At 62.8% G+C, this 15023-nt stretch carries 14 protein-coding genes; 8 read left to right on the forward strand and 6 right to left on the reverse strand.

Annotated features, from left to right (window positions below):
* Positions 1-869 (reverse strand): RNA polymerase factor sigma-32 (locus VOI29_RS14160; protein WP_323779814.1); only part of this gene is annotated, 869 nt, incomplete at its 3' end.
* A gap of 281 nt (positions 870-1150) precedes the next feature.
* Between VOI29_RS14160 and cobU the strand changes: the two genes are divergently transcribed.
* The 4 genes from cobU (at position 1151) to VOI29_RS14180 (ending at position 4612) form a co-directional block, all read left to right on the forward strand.
* Positions 1151-1669, forward strand: coding sequence for a bifunctional adenosylcobinamide kinase/adenosylcobinamide-phosphate guanylyltransferase (gene cobU / locus VOI29_RS14165; protein ID WP_323779817.1), 519 nt, complete (start codon positions 1151-1153; stop codon positions 1667-1669).
* Positions 1666-2247 carry a histidine phosphatase family protein gene (locus VOI29_RS14170; protein ID WP_323779819.1) on the forward strand — a complete coding sequence of 194 codons (582 nt, stop codon included), beginning with the start codon at positions 1666-1668 and terminating at the stop codon, positions 2245-2247. The genes cobU and VOI29_RS14170 overlap by 4 nt, the downstream gene beginning before the upstream one ends.
* A gap of 58 nt (positions 2248-2305) precedes the next feature.
* Positions 2306-2989, forward strand: a complete 684-nt coding sequence (locus tag VOI29_RS14175) for a glutathione S-transferase (protein ID WP_323779822.1) — start codon at positions 2306-2308, stop codon at positions 2987-2989.
* A 114-nt stretch (positions 2990-3103) separates the two neighbouring features.
* Entirely contained in the window at positions 3104-4612 is a 1509-nt protein-coding gene (locus VOI29_RS14180) for a YifB family Mg chelatase-like AAA ATPase (RefSeq protein WP_323779825.1), read from the forward strand.
* Here the strand turns inward: VOI29_RS14180 and VOI29_RS14185 are convergent.
* The 4 genes from VOI29_RS14185 to rsmI all read right to left on the reverse strand — a co-directional run bounded on the left by VOI29_RS14185 (position 4583) and on the right by rsmI (position 7751).
* The gene (locus tag VOI29_RS14185) at positions 4583-5509 is read right to left on the reverse strand and encodes an alpha/beta hydrolase fold domain-containing protein (protein ID WP_323779828.1); all 927 of its coding nucleotides are present in this window, start codon (positions 5507-5509) and stop codon (positions 4583-4585) included. The two genes, VOI29_RS14180 and VOI29_RS14185, sit on opposite strands and share 30 nt — an antisense overlap.
* Positions 5509-6444, reverse strand: a complete 936-nt coding sequence (gene gshB / locus VOI29_RS14190) for a glutathione synthase (protein WP_323779830.1) — start codon at positions 6442-6444, stop codon at positions 5509-5511. Before gshB ends, VOI29_RS14185 begins: the two co-directional genes overlap by 1 nt.
* A 71-nt stretch (positions 6445-6515) precedes the next feature.
* Positions 6516-6890, reverse strand: coding sequence for a YraN family protein (locus VOI29_RS14195; protein ID WP_323779833.1), 375 nt, complete (start codon positions 6888-6890; stop codon positions 6516-6518).
* Positions 6891-6893: 3 nt separating this feature from the next.
* Positions 6894-7751, reverse strand: coding sequence for a 16S rRNA (cytidine(1402)-2'-O)-methyltransferase (gene rsmI, locus VOI29_RS14200; RefSeq protein WP_323779836.1), 858 nt, complete (start codon positions 7749-7751; stop codon positions 6894-6896).
* Between the two features lie 87 nt (positions 7752-7838).
* On the opposite strand from rsmI, the gene VOI29_RS14205 reads away from it, so the two are divergent.
* From VOI29_RS14205 to murJ, 3 genes are read left to right on the forward strand one after another with little or no spacing between them, the layout of a single operon-like run.
* Positions 7839-9005 carry a penicillin-binding protein activator gene (locus tag VOI29_RS14205; RefSeq protein WP_323779839.1) on the forward strand — a complete coding sequence of 389 codons (1167 nt, stop codon included), beginning with the start codon at positions 7839-7841 and terminating at the stop codon, positions 9003-9005.
* Entirely contained in the window at positions 8965-11805 is a 2841-nt protein-coding gene (locus VOI29_RS14210) for a [protein-PII] uridylyltransferase (RefSeq protein WP_416361531.1), read from the forward strand. The genes VOI29_RS14205 and VOI29_RS14210 overlap by 41 nt, the downstream gene beginning before the upstream one ends.
* Positions 11802-13352 carry a murein biosynthesis integral membrane protein MurJ gene (gene murJ, locus VOI29_RS14215; RefSeq protein WP_323779841.1) on the forward strand — a complete coding sequence of 517 codons (1551 nt, stop codon included), beginning with the start codon at positions 11802-11804 and terminating at the stop codon, positions 13350-13352. The genes VOI29_RS14210 and murJ overlap by 4 nt, the downstream gene beginning before the upstream one ends.
* A gap of 79 nt (positions 13353-13431) precedes the next feature.
* On the opposite strand, the gene VOI29_RS14220 is transcribed toward murJ, so the two are convergent.
* Entirely contained in the window at positions 13432-14133 is a 702-nt protein-coding gene (locus VOI29_RS14220; RefSeq protein ID WP_323779844.1) for a rhomboid family intramembrane serine protease, read from the reverse strand.
* Positions 14134-14234: 101 nt separating this feature from the next.
* On the opposite strand from VOI29_RS14220, the gene trpS reads away from it, so the two are divergent.
* Positions 14235-15023 (forward strand): tryptophan--tRNA ligase (gene trpS / locus VOI29_RS14225; RefSeq protein WP_323779847.1); only part of this gene is annotated, 789 nt, incomplete at its 3' end.

Genomic DNA, 15023 nt, shown 5'->3' on the forward strand with positions numbered 1-15023 from the left:
AGTCTGTGCACCTCGCGCGACTGGCCCTCAAGGCTTTTGCGCATTTTCTGGAACGCCCCGGCCTCCAGCTGGCGGACCCGTTCCTTGGAGAGCCCCAGTTCGGTTCCCAGGCTTTCCAAGGTGCGCGGGCGTTCGCGCAGCTTGCGTTCGGTGATGATGAAGCGCTCACGGTCATTCAGCGCCTGCAGCGCAGAAACCAGCCATTTGCGCAGCTGGCGGCGGTCGTGCCGCTCCTGGACCAGCTCATCAGCCTGAGACGTGTCATCTTCCAGTGCGTCTATCCACTCGCGGCCTTCCTCATCGCTGGACTGCACCGCATTGAGCGAAAAGTCGGCACCGGACAGGCGCCCCTCCATCATCTCAACATCGCGCAGCGGCACCCCGATTTCAGTCGCAATCTTCTGATGCAGCTGATGCCGGTCCAGCCGCGCGCCCGACGAACGGGCCTCGCGCTCCAGTTGCGCCTGCACCCGGCGCATGTTGAAAAACAGCGATTTCTGTGACGACGTGGAACCGGTGCGCACCATCGACCAGTTGCGCATGACATAGTCCTGAATCGACGCTTTGATCCACCAGACCGCATAGGTCGAAAACCGAACCCCCCGGTCCGGATCAAATTTGTCGGCGGCCTTCATCAGCCCCAGACCCGCCTCCTGTATCAGATCGTTCATCGGCGCCCCGTAGCGCTTGAACTTGGCCGCCATGGAAATTGCCAGGCGCATGTAAGCGTTGATGAGCCGGTGCAGCGACTTTACATCGCGGTCATCGCGCCATGCGTAAGCCAGACGCCGCTCGGTTTCAGCATCCAAAAGCTCTGCCTTCATCGCCTGCCGCGGCAATGGGTTTTCGATTGTGGAATCTAGTGCCATTTTATTTCCCCCCGGAAACTAATTAACAAACCACCGATGCCTGGGGACGCATATGGAACAAAGTTGAGCCCGGGTCTTCTATAGGCCGGCAGCAGCAGCGCACTGGATACGACTTTTGCCATATCCACAGGCCAAAAAATGGAAAAGAAAAATGGTTTTTGGCCCCTGCGCAGACTTTCCCGGCCTTAATAAGTGGAACCCCGGGATACTGCGGTCTCTTGTCTTAACCGGGCCCTGCGTTTACCCACAGGAACGGCTTCGTTCTTACAGGTTAGCAAAAAATGCCTGCAAATGTAACTTTTATTCTAGGGGGGGCGGCCTCTGGAAAGTCGGCCTTTGCCGAACAGATCTGTACAAACACTGGAAAAGACAGGTTTTACTGGGCGACTGCACAAATTTTTGACAGCGAAATGCGCGAGAAAGTGTCCCGCCATCTCATGCAAAGGGGTTCGGGGTGGACAACTGTCGAAGAACCGGAAACAGCCAGCCGGGTTCTGGATGCGCTGACCGCAAAACAAATTTGCCTGATGGACTGCGCCACCATGTGGCTGACCAACCATCTGCTGGCCGGGAATGACCTGAATCTTGCACAGGAAAACCTGCTGGCAGCAATCGGCCGCTGCCGTGCAGACCTGGTAGTGGTTTCCAACGAAACCGGCCTAGGGATTGTGCCCGAGAATAAACTGGCCCGCCGTTTCCGCGAGGCGCAGGGGCGGCTCAATATCGCACTGGCAACGCGTGCAGATACGGTTGTGCAGGTGACCGCCGGGCTGCCGCTGCTGCTGAAGGGGGCGTTATGACCACCCGGTTGTTCCTGGTGCGGCACGGGCCCACACACGCCAAATGCATGGTCGGCTGGTCGGATCTGCCGGCAGACCTGTCCGACACCTCCGCGCTGAAACGACTGTCGGATTACCTGCCGGCTGACGCATTAATCGTCTCCTCCGACCTGTCGCGCGCAGTTGATACAGCTAGTGCGATCCAGGGCAGCCGTCAGCGCCTCCCCCATGTCGCGGCGTTGCGTGAAATCCATTTCGGCGCTTGGGAGCTGAGAACCTGGGCCGAGGTGGACGCCGAGGACCCGGACCGGATCCGGGCCTATTGGGAAACGCCGGGCGACGTGACCCCGCCGGGCGGCGAAAGCTGGCATCAGGTCTGTGACCGGGTGAATGCGGCGGTTGACGGGCTGATCAACGCGAATCAGGGCCGCGACTTGATCGTCGTGGGGCATTTCGGGCAAATACTGACCCAGATACAGCGGGCAGAGTTACTGACTTCCGCAGAGGCCTTCAGCCATCGGATCGACAACCTGTCGGTCACCGATGTCGCTGTGGGCCGTGATGGCTGGAAGACAGGCGCCATAAATCACCTTCCGTGATTCAATGCATCACAAACATTCCATTTCAGAATGATAATGCACGCAGTAGCCTTACCTCATGGCTTATGAAATCTATATCGGCGACCGCATGTTCTCCAGCTGGTCATTGCGCGGCTGGCTCATGCTCGAAAAATTTGCTCTTCCCCATACGGTGCATCTGGTGGGGTTGTACTCAGGAACCATGGCGGAAGAAATGGCGCATCTGGCCCCGGCCCGGCTGGTGCCCGCGCTGCGCACACCAGAGGGCACAGTTGTAGGCGAAAGCCTGGCGATAGCCGAGACGCTGGCCGAACAGAACCCGGACGCCGGGCTTTGGCCCGCGGATCCGGCACAGCGAGCCGCCGCTCGCTGGCTGGCGGCCGAAATGGTCGCGGGCTTTGGCGCGCTGCGCGGCGAATGCCCGATGCAGCTGGCACATATCTACCAAGAGTTTGAGACCTCCGGCGCCGTTCAGGCGGACCTGGACCGAATTGAAACGCTGTTCGCCCATGCACGCAACGTTTCCGGCCTGGCAGACGGTTATCTGTTCGGAGAGTATTCGCTGGCGGAGGTGTTCTATACACCGGTTGCCGCACGCATCATCGGCTACGGGCTGCCGGTCTCTGCCGCAACGCACGCCTATTGCAAGCTGCTGCTGTCCGATCCGGCCGTTCTGCGCTGGCAAGAACAGGCACATGAGGTCAGCTACGATCCGGAACCTTATGCGCGGGATCTGCCGCGGCGGCCTTGGTCTCTGGATTGAACCGGCCGCCAGCGCGAATTCTGCGTGAATTCGCCCGATGGCACCCCAAACGTTAACGACTCGGAAACCACGAACACCAAGCCTTTCTCCCTGAACCAGAAGGGGCGGGGAGAAATGACAGCACGGTCCTACACAGTTGCCTTTCAGGGGGTTGAGGCCCGCTTGGTCGAGGTGCAATGCGCCGTCGCGCCCGGCCTGCCGGCGTTTTCCGTCGTCGGATTGCCGGACAAAGCGGTGTCCGAGGCCCGGGAACGGGTGCGTGCTGCCTTTGCGGCGATGTCCATCGCCCTGCCCTCCCGCCGGATCACCGTCAACCTGTCACCCGCTGACCTGCCCAAGGAAGGCAGTCATTTCGATCTGCCGATTGCGCTGGCTCTGCTGGCGGCAATTGGAATCCTACCAGCGGAAAAGGCCGAGGAGACCATCGCGCTGGGCGAACTGTCGCTGGACGGCCAGCTGATGCCTGTCGCGGGTGCGCTGCCCGCGGCCGTCACCGCAGCAGAGGAAGGGCGGATGCTGCTCTGCCCGAAACCATCCGGCCCCGAGGCCGCCTGGGTCGATGCAGCACAGGTGATCGGTGCCGCCACGCTGACCGAAGTGGTACAGCACTTCACCGGCCAGCGGCGCATTGAACCCTCCGCCCCGGGCGAGGCCGTCAGCGGGCTGGGCGGCAAGGACCTGCGCGACGTCAAGGGCCAGGAACAAGCCAAAAGAGCGCTGGAGATTGCTGCCGCGGGGCGTCACCACATGCTGATGATCGGGCCGCCCGGGTCCGGCAAATCGATGCTGGCGGCGCGGCTGCCTTCGATTCTGCCGCCGCTGTCACCGGCCGAGGCATTGGAAACCTCGATGATCCATTCCTTGTGCGGCCTGATTGATGCAGGCGGCATCAGCCGCGCCCGCCCTTTCCGCGAACCGCATCACACCGCCTCCATGGCCGCGATTGCCGGTGGCGGACGGCGGGCGCAGCCGGGGGAAATCAGCCTGGCGCATAATGGGGTGCTGTTTCTGGATGAGCTGCCTGAGTTCGGCCGTCCCGTGCTGGAAACGCTGCGCCAGCCGCTGGAATCCGGAGAGGTGATGGTGGCGCGCGCCAACGCACACGTGAAATACCCCAGCCGTTTCATGCTGGTCGCTGCGGCCAATCCCTGCAAATGCGGTTATCTGGCTGATGCCAACCGCGCCTGTTCGCGGGCACCAATGTGCGGAGCAGACTATCTGGGGCGGATTTCCGGCCCGCTGCTGGACCGGTTCGACCTGCATTTGGACGTGCCGCCGGTGGATGTGTCCGATCTGGAATTACCGCCCGGCGCCGAGGGCTCGGCCCAGGTGGCGCAAAGGGTCGCGGTTGCCCGGGAAACGCAGACAGAGCGGTTCCGCGGCCACCCTGGCTTGCGCCAGAACGCGGATGCCGAAGGCGCTGTGCTGGAGGAAATTGCGGCGCCGGATGCCGAAAGCCGTGATCTATTGCTCCGTGCTGCCGAACGGTTTGGCCTCAGCGCCCGCGGATACCACCGGGTACTGCGCGTTGCCCGCACCATTGCCGACCTGGCCCGCGAGGACCAGGTGCAACGCCGGCATTTCGCCGAAGCGCTAAGTTTCAGGCTGCCCCCATCCCGGTAAGCCGCCGTCGAAAGCGGATATGGCAAAGGCGGCAGCTTCATCCAATGCGGCCTGCCCCTCCGGCAGATGTCCAGCCATGAATTGCCAGACGTGCGGCACATCCGGCCAAAGGCTCAGCCGCACCGCGCCGCCTGCCTCCTCCAGACGCTGCGCCATACGCTGCGCATCCGACAGCAACACCTCGGTATCCCCGGCCTGAATCAGCACCGGCGGCGGGTTTGCGAACTCTGCGAACAAAGGCGAGGCCCGGACATCTGCCGGATCTGCACCTGCCAGATACTGATCAACGGCTTCCTTCATCCGTCCGGCAGGAATGATCACATCCCTGAAGCGGTTGGCCTCGATGCTTGCCCCGCTCAGCGTCAGATCGCACCAAGGCGACAGCGCAATAAGCCCCGCGGGCCGTTCCCCCTCGGCGAGAAGGCCTGCAAGCAGCGCCAGCGCCAGCCCGCCGCCGGCGCTGTCGCCTGCAAGCAGGATACCGTCAGCTCCATAACCCGTGCTGCGCAAATACCGCCAGGCCGCCAGCGCATCCTCGAAAGCAGCCGGAAACGGTGCCTCTTGCAACAGCCGGTAGTCGGGCACGGCAACCTCCACGCCAGCGGCACAAGACAGACGCGACAGCATGCCCTGATAAGCGCGGGCGCTGCCTGCCAGATAGGCACCGCCATGCAGGAAAAGGATAATCTGCCGGTTCCGCGTCCTGCCGGCGGACAGCAGGTACAACGGCACTGGCGCTGGCCGCCTCAGCAGCCGGGTAAAGGGCAGCGCCGGGCAGAACAGCGGCGCCGCAAGCTCGAAACTTTTGCGCGCCAACTCCGGACTGCTGGTGCACTGCAGCACCGGTTTCATGCCATAACGCATCCATGCGTTTATGGCCCGGCGCTGCCAGCTCATCAGCTGATCTTGGCTTCGATCGCCTGCCAGACCTTTTCGGCGATGTTCACCCCGTCGAAGCGCTCCAGCTCCTGAATCCCGGTGGGAGAGGTCACGTTGATCTCGGTCAGGTAGTCGCCGATCACGTCGATGCCGACAAAGATCTGGCCCTTTTCGCGCAGCAACGGTCCGATGGCGGCGCAGATTTCCAGATCCCGCTCGCTCAGCCCGGTTTTCTCGGGCCGTCCGCCCACATGCATGTTGGAGCGCGTCTCGCCCGCAGCCGGCACGCGATTGATGGCGCCGACAGGTTCGCCGTCAACCAGAATCACCCGTTTGTCGCCGTTGCTGACATCCGGCAGGAACTTCTGCACAATCAGCGGCTCGCGGCTGAAACCGGTGAACAGCTCGTGCAGCGAAGTGAGGTTGCGGTCATTGGCATCCAGCCGGAACACGCCGGCACCGCCGTTGCCATAGAGCGGCTTAAGGATCACATCGCCATGCTTTTCCTTGAACGCCTTGATGGTTTGCAGATCGCGGGCAATGGTGGTCGGCGGGGTCAGGTCCGGGAAGGTCAGAACCAGCAGTTTTTCCGGATAATTGCGCACCCAGAACGGATCATTCACCACCAGCGCCTGGTCCTTCAGCATGTCCAGCAAGTGGGTCGAGGTGATGTAGTGCATATCGAACGGAGGGTCCTGCCGAAGCCAGACCACATCAAACTCCGCCAGATCCACCTCGCGCTCCGGACCGAGCACTGCCGGGGCATTTGCCACCCGCTGCACCGTCATATCGTGGCCGCGCGCGGTGATGCGGCCTTCCTGATAGGCCAGCTGATCAGGGGCATAGTAGAACAGCTCATGCCCGCGCGCCTGCGCTTCTTCAGCCAGGCGGAAGCTGCTGTCGGCGTTGATGTCCACGCCCATGACCGGGTCCATCTGAAAGGCGATTTTCATGGCAGTATCCCTTGTAAACTGGCCGAATACATGGCCCACCCCGCCCCGGGGTTCAATGGGGCAGCTGCGGATCAGTCAAAGCCGAAAGCGTTTTCGATAATCTCCACCGCTCCAGTGCCGTTGACCAGCGCCGCGTCGAACCGCACCGGCGTCAGCTGGCCCTGCGGCTCGTTCTCCAGGTATTGCCCGGCGCTGGCATAAATGCGTTCCGCCTGCCGGGGCGTGATGCGCAGGGCGGCAGCGGCGCTGGTTGAGCTGTGTTTCACCTCCACAAAAATCAGCTCGTCCGGCCCGCGCAGAATCAGGTCGATTTCGCCGCCTGCCCCGCGCCAGCGGCGTTCCGCAACGGTGTAACCACGATTCTCGTAGTGGCGTGCGACAATCTCTTCCGCCGCCTCTCCGGCCAGATGGGCGCGGGCACCGCGATGCTGGCGGGCGCGGGTCATGTCTCAGCCGCCCTTGGCCAGCTGCAGCGCCAGCTGGTAGATCTTGCGCCGCGGCAGACCGTGCATTTCGGCAACAATGCCGGCGGCATCCTTGACTGAATTGCCCTGAAGTGCCGCTTGCAGGTCGCTTTCCAGATCCCCCTCGCTCACCTCGGCCTGTTGCGCCCGGTCAACCAGCAGCACGATCTCGCCCTTGACTGGTTTTTCCTCCAGCCCCGCAGCCAACCCGGCAAGCGGGGCGCGGCGCACTTCCTCAAACTTCTTGGTCAGCTCGCGGCACAGCGCGGCGGAGCGGTTGCCCAGCACCGCGGCCATGTCGGCAACCGAGGCGGCAATACGTTTCGGTGATTCATAAAAGATCAGCGTGCCGGGGATGTCCCGCAGTTCCTCCAGCCGCTTGCGCCGCGCGCCGGAGGCATTAGGCAGGAAACCTGCAAAGAAAAACGCATCCGTAGGCAGCCCTGCCAGCGTCAGCGCGGTTGCCGCCGCCGAGGCGCCGGGGGCGCAGGTGACCGTATGCCCGGCCTCCGCCGCAGCACGGCTGAGGTCAAATCCCGGATCGGCAATCAGCGGCATCCCGGCCTCCGACGCATAGGCAACAGATTTCCCCTCCGCCACCGCTTCCAGCAGTTTGGCGCGGGCGCCTGCACCGCTGTGGTCGTGGTAAGCAATGATCCGCCGCCCGTTTAAGGGAACACCGTGAATCTCCATCAGTTTGCGCAGCGAGCGTGTATCCTCAGCTGCAAGCACATCGGCCGAGGCCAGCACATCCAGCGCACGCAGGGTAATGTCGCGGGCAGTGCCAATGGGCGTGGCAACAAAGTAAAGCCCCGGGGACAATATGACATTCTGGTGATTCAACGCTGGACCCGCCTTTTTGGTCGTTTATGATCCGCCCTTAAACCCACACGGTGCAGCCGCGCCGGGAGAACGGAGTTTCAAGCCATTATGTTTGCTGTTTTCAAACGCGCCCGCAAGGCGGCACTGACAGCCGCCGCGGCACTTTCCGCACTTGCCCTGACAGCCTGTGACCCGGTTTCCCTCAGCACAGGTCCGACAATCAACACGTCAAAACCGGTGCCGGTGGCGCTGCTGGTGCCACGCGGATCAGCCCAGCAGGGCGACAGAGTGCTGGCGCAAAGCCTGGAAAACGCTGCCCGCATGGCGATTGCCGATTTGCAAGGCGTGCAGATTGATCTCCGGGTCTATGACACGGCGGGCGGACCCGAAGTGGCTTCGGGTGCTGCGCAGCAGGCGCTGCAGGACGGCGCCCGTGTCATTCTGGGTCCGGTGTACGCCGAAGCCGCAAATGCAGCGGGCATCGCCGCCCGCCAGCGCGGCGTCAACGTGCTGGCCTTTTCAAACAACCCAGCAATTGCCGGCGGCAACGTCTTTATCCTGGGGCCTACCTTTGACAATACCGCACGGCGGCTGACCCGCTTTGCCGCCCGCAACGGCAAGCAGAACATCCTGATTGTCGGCGGCAATGATGCTGCCGGCCTGGCTGGCCGCACTGCCATTCAGCGCGCGGCCAGCCAGACCGGTGCCAATATTGCAGGCAGCGTCGGCTATGAGCTGTCCCAGCAGGGCGTGATCAACGCCATTCCGGCGATCCGCAATCAATCCCGCCAGGCAGATGCGGTGTTTCTGACCTCGACCACAGCCGGCGCCCTGCCGCTGCTGGCCCAGCTGCTGCCCGAAGCCGGTGTGGATCCGGCAGAAAAGCAGTATATCGGGCTGACCCGCTGGGATATTCCAGCCCAAACGCTGGCTCTGCCCGGTGTGCAGGGCGGCTGGTTCGCAATGCCCGACCAGGGCAAGGTTCAGCAATTCAGCGCCCGCTACCAGGCGAACTATGGCGGATCGCCGCATTCGATCGGCAGCCTGGCCTATGACGGGATTGCCGCAATCGGCGCACTTGTGGCTGCCGGAAAATCCGACGCTTTGACCGGGGCGGCTCTGACTCAAGGCGCCGGTTTTCAGGGTGCCGGCGGCATTTTCCGCCTGCGCCCGGACGGCACCAATGAGCGCGGCCTGGCGGTCGCTACCATCCAAGAACAGAAGGTCGTGATCATTGACCCTGCCCCAAGCAGCTTCACCGGCGCCGGATTCTGAACCCGCTGCCGGCCTCGCGCAGTACGCCGCCGACGGCTTTCCCGAACCGCAAGGCCCGTTGATCTGCGATCCTGCGGACATCTTTGATGCCGCGGCGGTCCGGGCCCGGATCAGAACCATGGCAGAGGACACCACTGCTGCGGATCTGCGCGGGGAAACGGTGAAGGTTCTGAAGGCGGCAAACAAGGCCGGCCGTGCAGTGATTGCCGAAGCCTTTGCCGCGAACCCCTTTGCGGCCCGGGACCTGACCCGGTCCTACACATTCCTGACCGACGGTCTGGTGACCACGGCATTGTATGTCGCGGGTGAATTGCTTCACCCGCTGGCTAACCCGACCCGGGGCGAGCGCATCGCGGTAATCGCGGTTGGCGGTTATGGCCGGGGGGAAATGGCCCCTGCCTCGGACGTCGATCTGCTGTTTCTGACACCCTACAAGATCACCGCCTGGGCCGAGAGCGTAATCGAATCTATGCTCTACATCCTGTGGGATCTGCGGCTGAAGGTCGGCCATTCCAGCCGAACAATCAAGGACTGCATCCGGCTGGGCGGCGAGGATTACACGATCCGCACCGCAATGCTGGAGCACCGGTTCCTGGCCGGCCACGTGCCGCTGGCAAGGGAGCTGGAAAAGCGGCTGAAGGCGGAACTGTTTTCGCAGGACGCCTCTGACTTCATTGAAGCCAAACTGGCCGAGCGCGACGCCCGCCATCTGAAGCAGGGCCAGCGGTATATGGTTGAGCCCAATGTAAAGGAAGGCAAAGGGGGCTTGCGCGATCTGCAATCGCTGTTCTGGATCGCCAAGTACCTTTACCAGGTGCAAGACGCAGAAGACCTGGTGACGCTGGGCCTGTTCCGCCCCGCTGAACTGGAGCGGTTTGCCAAAGCCGCGACTTTTCTCTGGGCGGTGCGCTCGCATCTGCATCTTGCCACCGGCCGCGCCACTGAGCAGCTGACCTTCGACTTGCAGGTCGAGGTGGCCAGCCGCATGGGATACAAGGACAAGGCCGGCCGCCGCGGGGTGGAGATCTTCATGCAGGAGTATTTCCGCCATGCCACACGAGTCGGCGACCTGACCCGGATTTTCCTGACCAAGCTGGAGGCCAGTCAGCAAAAAGGCGCGCCGCTGCTGGAACGCATCTTCCGCAGGCGCCCGCGGATCAAGCCCGGCTACAAAGTGGTGCACAACCGGCTGGATGTGCAGGATCCGGAAGCATTTCTGGCCGACCGGGTGAATTTGCTGCGGATTTTCGAGGAAGCCCTGCGCACCGGTATGCTGATCCACCCCGATGCCATGCGGCTGGTCACGGCCAATCTGCGTCTGATTGATGACGGCATGCGCAACGACAAGGAAGCCCAGCGCATCTTCCTCGACCTGCTGCTCAAGCACGGCAATCCGGAGCGCGCGCTGCGGCGGATGAATGAACTGGGGGTGCTGTCGGCCTTCCTGCCCGAGTTCGAGCCGATCGTGGCAATGATGCAGTTCAACATGTACCACTCCTACACGGTGGACGAACACACGATCCAGGTGATCGCCAATTTCGCCGCCATCGAACGCGGCGAGCTGGAAGACGAGCTGCCGCTGTCCTCGGGCGTGCTGCGCAAGGGGTTGAACCGCAAGGTGCTGATGGTGGCGATGCTGCTGCATGACATTGGCAAGGGCCGTGAACAGGATCACTCGATCCTCGGCGCCCAGATCGCCCGCAAGGTGGCCCCCAGGCTGGGGCTGAAACCGTCTGAATGCGAAACCGTGGAATGGCTGGTGCGCTATCACCTGCTGATGTCCGACATGGCGCAGAAACGCGACATTGCCGATCCGCGCACCGTGCGCGATTTCGCCAAGGCTGTGCAAACAGTCAAACGGCTGGACCTGCTGCTGCTGCTGACCGTTTGTGACATCCGCGGCGTAGGCCCGAACACCTGGAACAACTGGAAAGCCGCCCTGTTGCGGGCGCTTTACGGTCAGACCCGCGCAGCGCTCGAAGGCGGCATGGAGGCGCTGAACCGCGAACACCGCGGGGCGTCGGCCAAGAAGGCCCTGCGCGAGGCGCTGAAGGATTGGTCCAAAGCCGAACTCAAAACCGAAACGGCCCGGCATTACCCGCCCTACTGGCACGGGCTGCACATCACCGCCCATGTGGATTTCGCCGAGATGCTGCGCGATTACACCGCCAAGGGCGATCCAAGCGAGGTGATGATCCGGCTTTACCCGGATGTCGACCGCGACGCGACCCGCGCCTGTTTCGTGATGGAGGATCACCCAGGCATTTTTGCCCGTATTGCCGGTGCACTGGCACTGGTCGGGGCCAATGTGGTGGATGCGCGCTCCTACACCACCAAGGACGGATACGTGACCGACGCCTTCTGGATTCAGGACAGCGAAGGCCACCCCTTCGATCCGATGCGCCTGCACCGGCTTAAGCAGATGCTTGAGAAGACCCTGAAGGGCGAAGTGATCACCCGCGACGCTTTGAAATCCCGCGACAAGATCAAGAAACGGGAGCGCGCCTTCAAGGTGCCAACCCATATCACCTTCGACAACGACGGCTCGGAGATCTACACCATCATCGAGGTGGATACGCGCGACCGCCCCGGGCTGCTGTATGATCTGGCCCGGGCGCTGGCGTCGGCCAATGTCTATATCGCCAATGCGGTGATTGCGACCTACGGCGAGCAGGTGGTGGATGCCTTTTATGTCAAGGACATGTTCGGCTTGAAATATTACGCAGACTCCAAGCAGCGGACGCTGGAAAAGAAACTGCGCGAGGCCATCGCCGAAGGTGCAAAACGGGCGGATACATGAAACCGATCAAATTGCTATCGGGGTTCCTGACCGTCGGGTTCTGGACATTGGCCAGCCGTGTTCTGGGCTTTGCCCGCGAGATCCTGATTGCCGCCTTTATCGGCCCCGGTCCGGTGCTGGACGCCTTCATCGTGGCTTTCCGCCTGCCCAACATGTTCCGCCGCTTCTTTGCAGAAGGTGCCTTCAACGCGGCCTTTGTGCCAGCCTTTTCCAAGCGCTACGAGGCCGGTGAGGATGCCAGGCACTACGCGCAGCAGGCGTTCAATCTATTGGCCGCTGCGGTGCTGGCCCTGGTGGGGCTGGGCATGGTGTTCATGCCGGGGCTGGTCTGGCTGACGGCAGGCGGGTTTGTGGGCGATGCCCGTTTCGGCATGGCGGTGGGCTACGGCTACATCGTCTTTCCCTATATCCTGTTCATGTCGCTGGCCGCATTGTTTTCCGGGGTTCTGAATGCCACCGGCCGCTTTGCCGCCGCCGCCGCCGCACCGGTCCTCCTCAACATATTTGCCTGTGCGGCCATGGCTGCCGGCGCCCTGCTGGGCGGCGATGTCGTCCTGTGGCTGGTCTGGACAATCCCGGTTGCAGGTGTCGCCCAGCTGGCCCTGGTTTGGGCGGCCGCGGCGCGTGCAGGCATTGTCCTGCGCCCCGGCCTGCCCCGCTGGAACTTCGAGATGCGCAACCTGGTCCGCGTCGCCGTGCCGGCTGCGCTGGCCATGGGGGTCACTCAGATCAACCTGGTTGTCGGGCAATACGTGGCCTCTGATATCGAAAAAGCGGCCAGCTGGCTGTTCATCGCCGACCGGCTGTACCAACTGCCATTGGGCGTTGTCGGTATTGCTGTCGGCATCGTGCTGCTGCCTGCCCTGTCGCGCCGTCTTCGGGCCGGGGACAGCACCGGTTCACAAGACGCGTTGTCGCGCGCAGGAGAATTCTCGCTGCTGCTGGCAGTGCCTTCCGCCGTCGCCTTTATCACCGTGCCCGTGCCGCTGGTCTCGGTCCTGTATGAGCGCGGCGCGACCGGCCCCGAAGATGTGGCGGCCATTGCCATTGCGGTCGCCATCTATGGCGCAGGCCTGCCGGCCTTTATGCTGCAAAAGGTGCTGCAGCCGCTTTACTTTGCCCGCGAGGATACCAAGACTCCATTCCGCTATGCGCTGGTGGCGATGGCAGTGAACGCCGCGCTGGCCTTTGGCCTGAAACCTGTCCTGGGCTGGATTGCCCCCGCAATTGCCGCCTCTGCCGCAGGCTGGGCGATGGTGGCGCTGTTGGCGATCGGTGCCCGCCGGATGGGGGAAGAGGCCCGTTTTGATGCCCGCTTCCTTACCCGCGCCTGGCGCATCGTGGTTGCCTCAGCCGCAATGGGCGCGGTGCTTTATACCGTCACCTCGGCAGCGGGCTGGTTGTTTACGCTGGATTACTGGCGCTACTTGTCCCTGCTTGGCCTGGTGGCACTGGGCGGCACGGTCTATTTTGCCGCCGGCCAGGCCCTTGGCGCCTTCCGCCTGTCCGAATTCCGGACTGCTTTCAGCCGCCGCAAGCAGGTCTGACCCCTCGCACCCGCTGCGGGGGTCGCCGGCTGGAATTGCCCCGTCAGAGGCTGTGACAGCCGGCGGGAGCGCCCCGGGTTCAATCGTGGCGAATACGGTTGCGGATACGCGCCCAGCCCCCCGGTGCCAGGAAAAACGACAGCCCGAATCCGGTGGCAAAGCCTGCCAGATCCGCGACCCAGTCCTTTTGCCCGCCAAACAGCAATCCAAACAGCAGCTGTGCCCCCATCAGGAAAGCTATCAGTGAAAACGCCCGGCTCTGCTGAGCACCGACCGAGGCCAGCGAGCGCCACAGCAGAAAGGTAAATGCCCCGATAAGCCCGTAAACCGCCGGGAAACCGCCGATCAATGGCTGGCCTCCGCTGACCAGAAGCGCATAGCCCAGCGCGCCGCCTGCACCGGACAACACAAAAATGATCACCATCGCCAGATCGCCCATCACCTCGCCCACCATTTTGCCCATTGCCAGCACAAAGACACAGACAAACAGCGCATGGGTGAAGGCGCCGTGCACAAAGGGGTACGATACAAAGCGCAGCAGATGCTCCGGCAGCCAGCGCCCGCTATCCTGCATCCACCAGAAGATCTCGCTGGAAAACGCATAGGACTGGATTGCCTCCAGCCGCCAGCCGATCGCCTCCGGCCCGCCCAGGATCCCGCGGGCGCCGAGCGAGAACACCGCTTCGATCGCGATGACAATCAGCACCAGTGCCACCACGGCGGCGGGCAGCGGGTTGACCGGGGCCCGGTTGGCGGGGGTATTTGGGGGCTGGTTGCTCATCCTGGCTCCTTGCGGCGCGGAATCCCCCGCGCCTGTTGACCTATCCAAGCCTCATGGGTAAGCCACCGGGGTTGCTATTTCCAGACGGGAGTTACGCCTAGATGAGCGAAACCACATTCACCCCGCGCGTCTTTTCGGGGATTCAGCCCTCCGGCAACCTGCACCTGGGCAATTATCTTGGTGCCTTGAAGCGGTTCGTCGACTGGCAGGCCAATGATGTGGAGACCATCTATTGCATGGTCGACCTGCATGCGATCACCGTCTGGCAGGATCCTGCCGATCTGCGGAAATCCACCCGTGAACTCTGTGCAGGTTTCCTGGCTGCTGGCCTGGATCCCGAGAAATCCATCCTGATAAACCAGTCCCAGGTACCCGAGCACGCGCAGCTGGCCTGGATCTTCAACTGCGTCGCCCGCATGGGCTGGATGCAGCGGATGACCCAGTTCAAGGACAAGGCCGGCAAGAACGCGCAAAACGCCTCGCTTGGCCTGCTGGCCTATCCGTCGCTGATGGCAGCCGACATTTTGGTCTACCACGCCACCCACGTGCCGGTGGGCGAGGATCAGAAACAGCATTTGGAACTGACCCGCGACATTGCCGCCAAGTTCAACCATGACTATGGCGTCGATTTCTTCCCGATCACCGAACCGGTGATCGAGGGCGCCGCCACCCGGGTGATGAGCTTGCGCGATGGCTCCAAGAAAATGTCAAAGTCCGACCCGTCGGACGCCAGCCGCATCAACATGACTGATGATGCCGACACCATCGCCAAGAAGATCCGCAAGGCGAAGACCGACCCGGAAGGGTTGCCGTCCGAAGCCGAGGGCCTGGAAGCCCGCCCCGAAGCGCGGAACCTGGTCAACATCTACGCCGCCCTGAACGAGCAGAGC

Source organism: Leisingera sp., assembly GCF_034669605.1.
Classification (GTDB): Bacteria; Pseudomonadota; Alphaproteobacteria; order Rhodobacterales; family Rhodobacteraceae; genus Leisingera.

Bases quoted from the DNA above. Each gene is read 5' to 3' on its own strand.
- cobU (WP_323779817.1), top strand. From the start codon at position 1,151: ATGCCTGCAAATGTAACTTTTATTCTAGGGGGGGCGGCCTCTGGAAAG.
- VOI29_RS14170 (WP_323779819.1), top strand. From the start codon at position 1,666: ATGACCACCCGGTTGTTCCTGGTGCGGCACGGGCCCACACACGCCAAA.
- VOI29_RS14175 (WP_323779822.1), top strand. From the start codon at position 2,306: ATGGCTTATGAAATCTATATCGGCGACCGCATGTTCTCCAGCTGGTCA.
- VOI29_RS14180 (WP_323779825.1), top strand. From the start codon at position 3,104: ATGACAGCACGGTCCTACACAGTTGCCTTTCAGGGGGTTGAGGCCCGC.
- VOI29_RS14185 (WP_323779828.1), bottom strand. From the start codon at position 5,509: ATGAGCTGGCAGCGCCGGGCCATAAACGCATGGATGCGTTATGGCATG.
- gshB (WP_323779830.1), bottom strand. From the start codon at position 6,444: ATGAAAATCGCCTTTCAGATGGACCCGGTCATGGGCGTGGACATCAAC.
- VOI29_RS14195 (WP_323779833.1), bottom strand. From the start codon at position 6,890: ATGACCCGCGCCCGCCAGCATCGCGGTGCCCGCGCCCATCTGGCCGGA.
- VOI29_RS14205 (WP_323779839.1), top strand. From the start codon at position 7,839: ATGTTTGCTGTTTTCAAACGCGCCCGCAAGGCGGCACTGACAGCCGCC.
- murJ (WP_323779841.1), top strand. From the start codon at position 11,802: ATGAAACCGATCAAATTGCTATCGGGGTTCCTGACCGTCGGGTTCTGG.
- VOI29_RS14220 (WP_323779844.1), bottom strand. From the start codon at position 14,133: ATGAGCAACCAGCCCCCAAATACCCCCGCCAACCGGGCCCCGGTCAAC.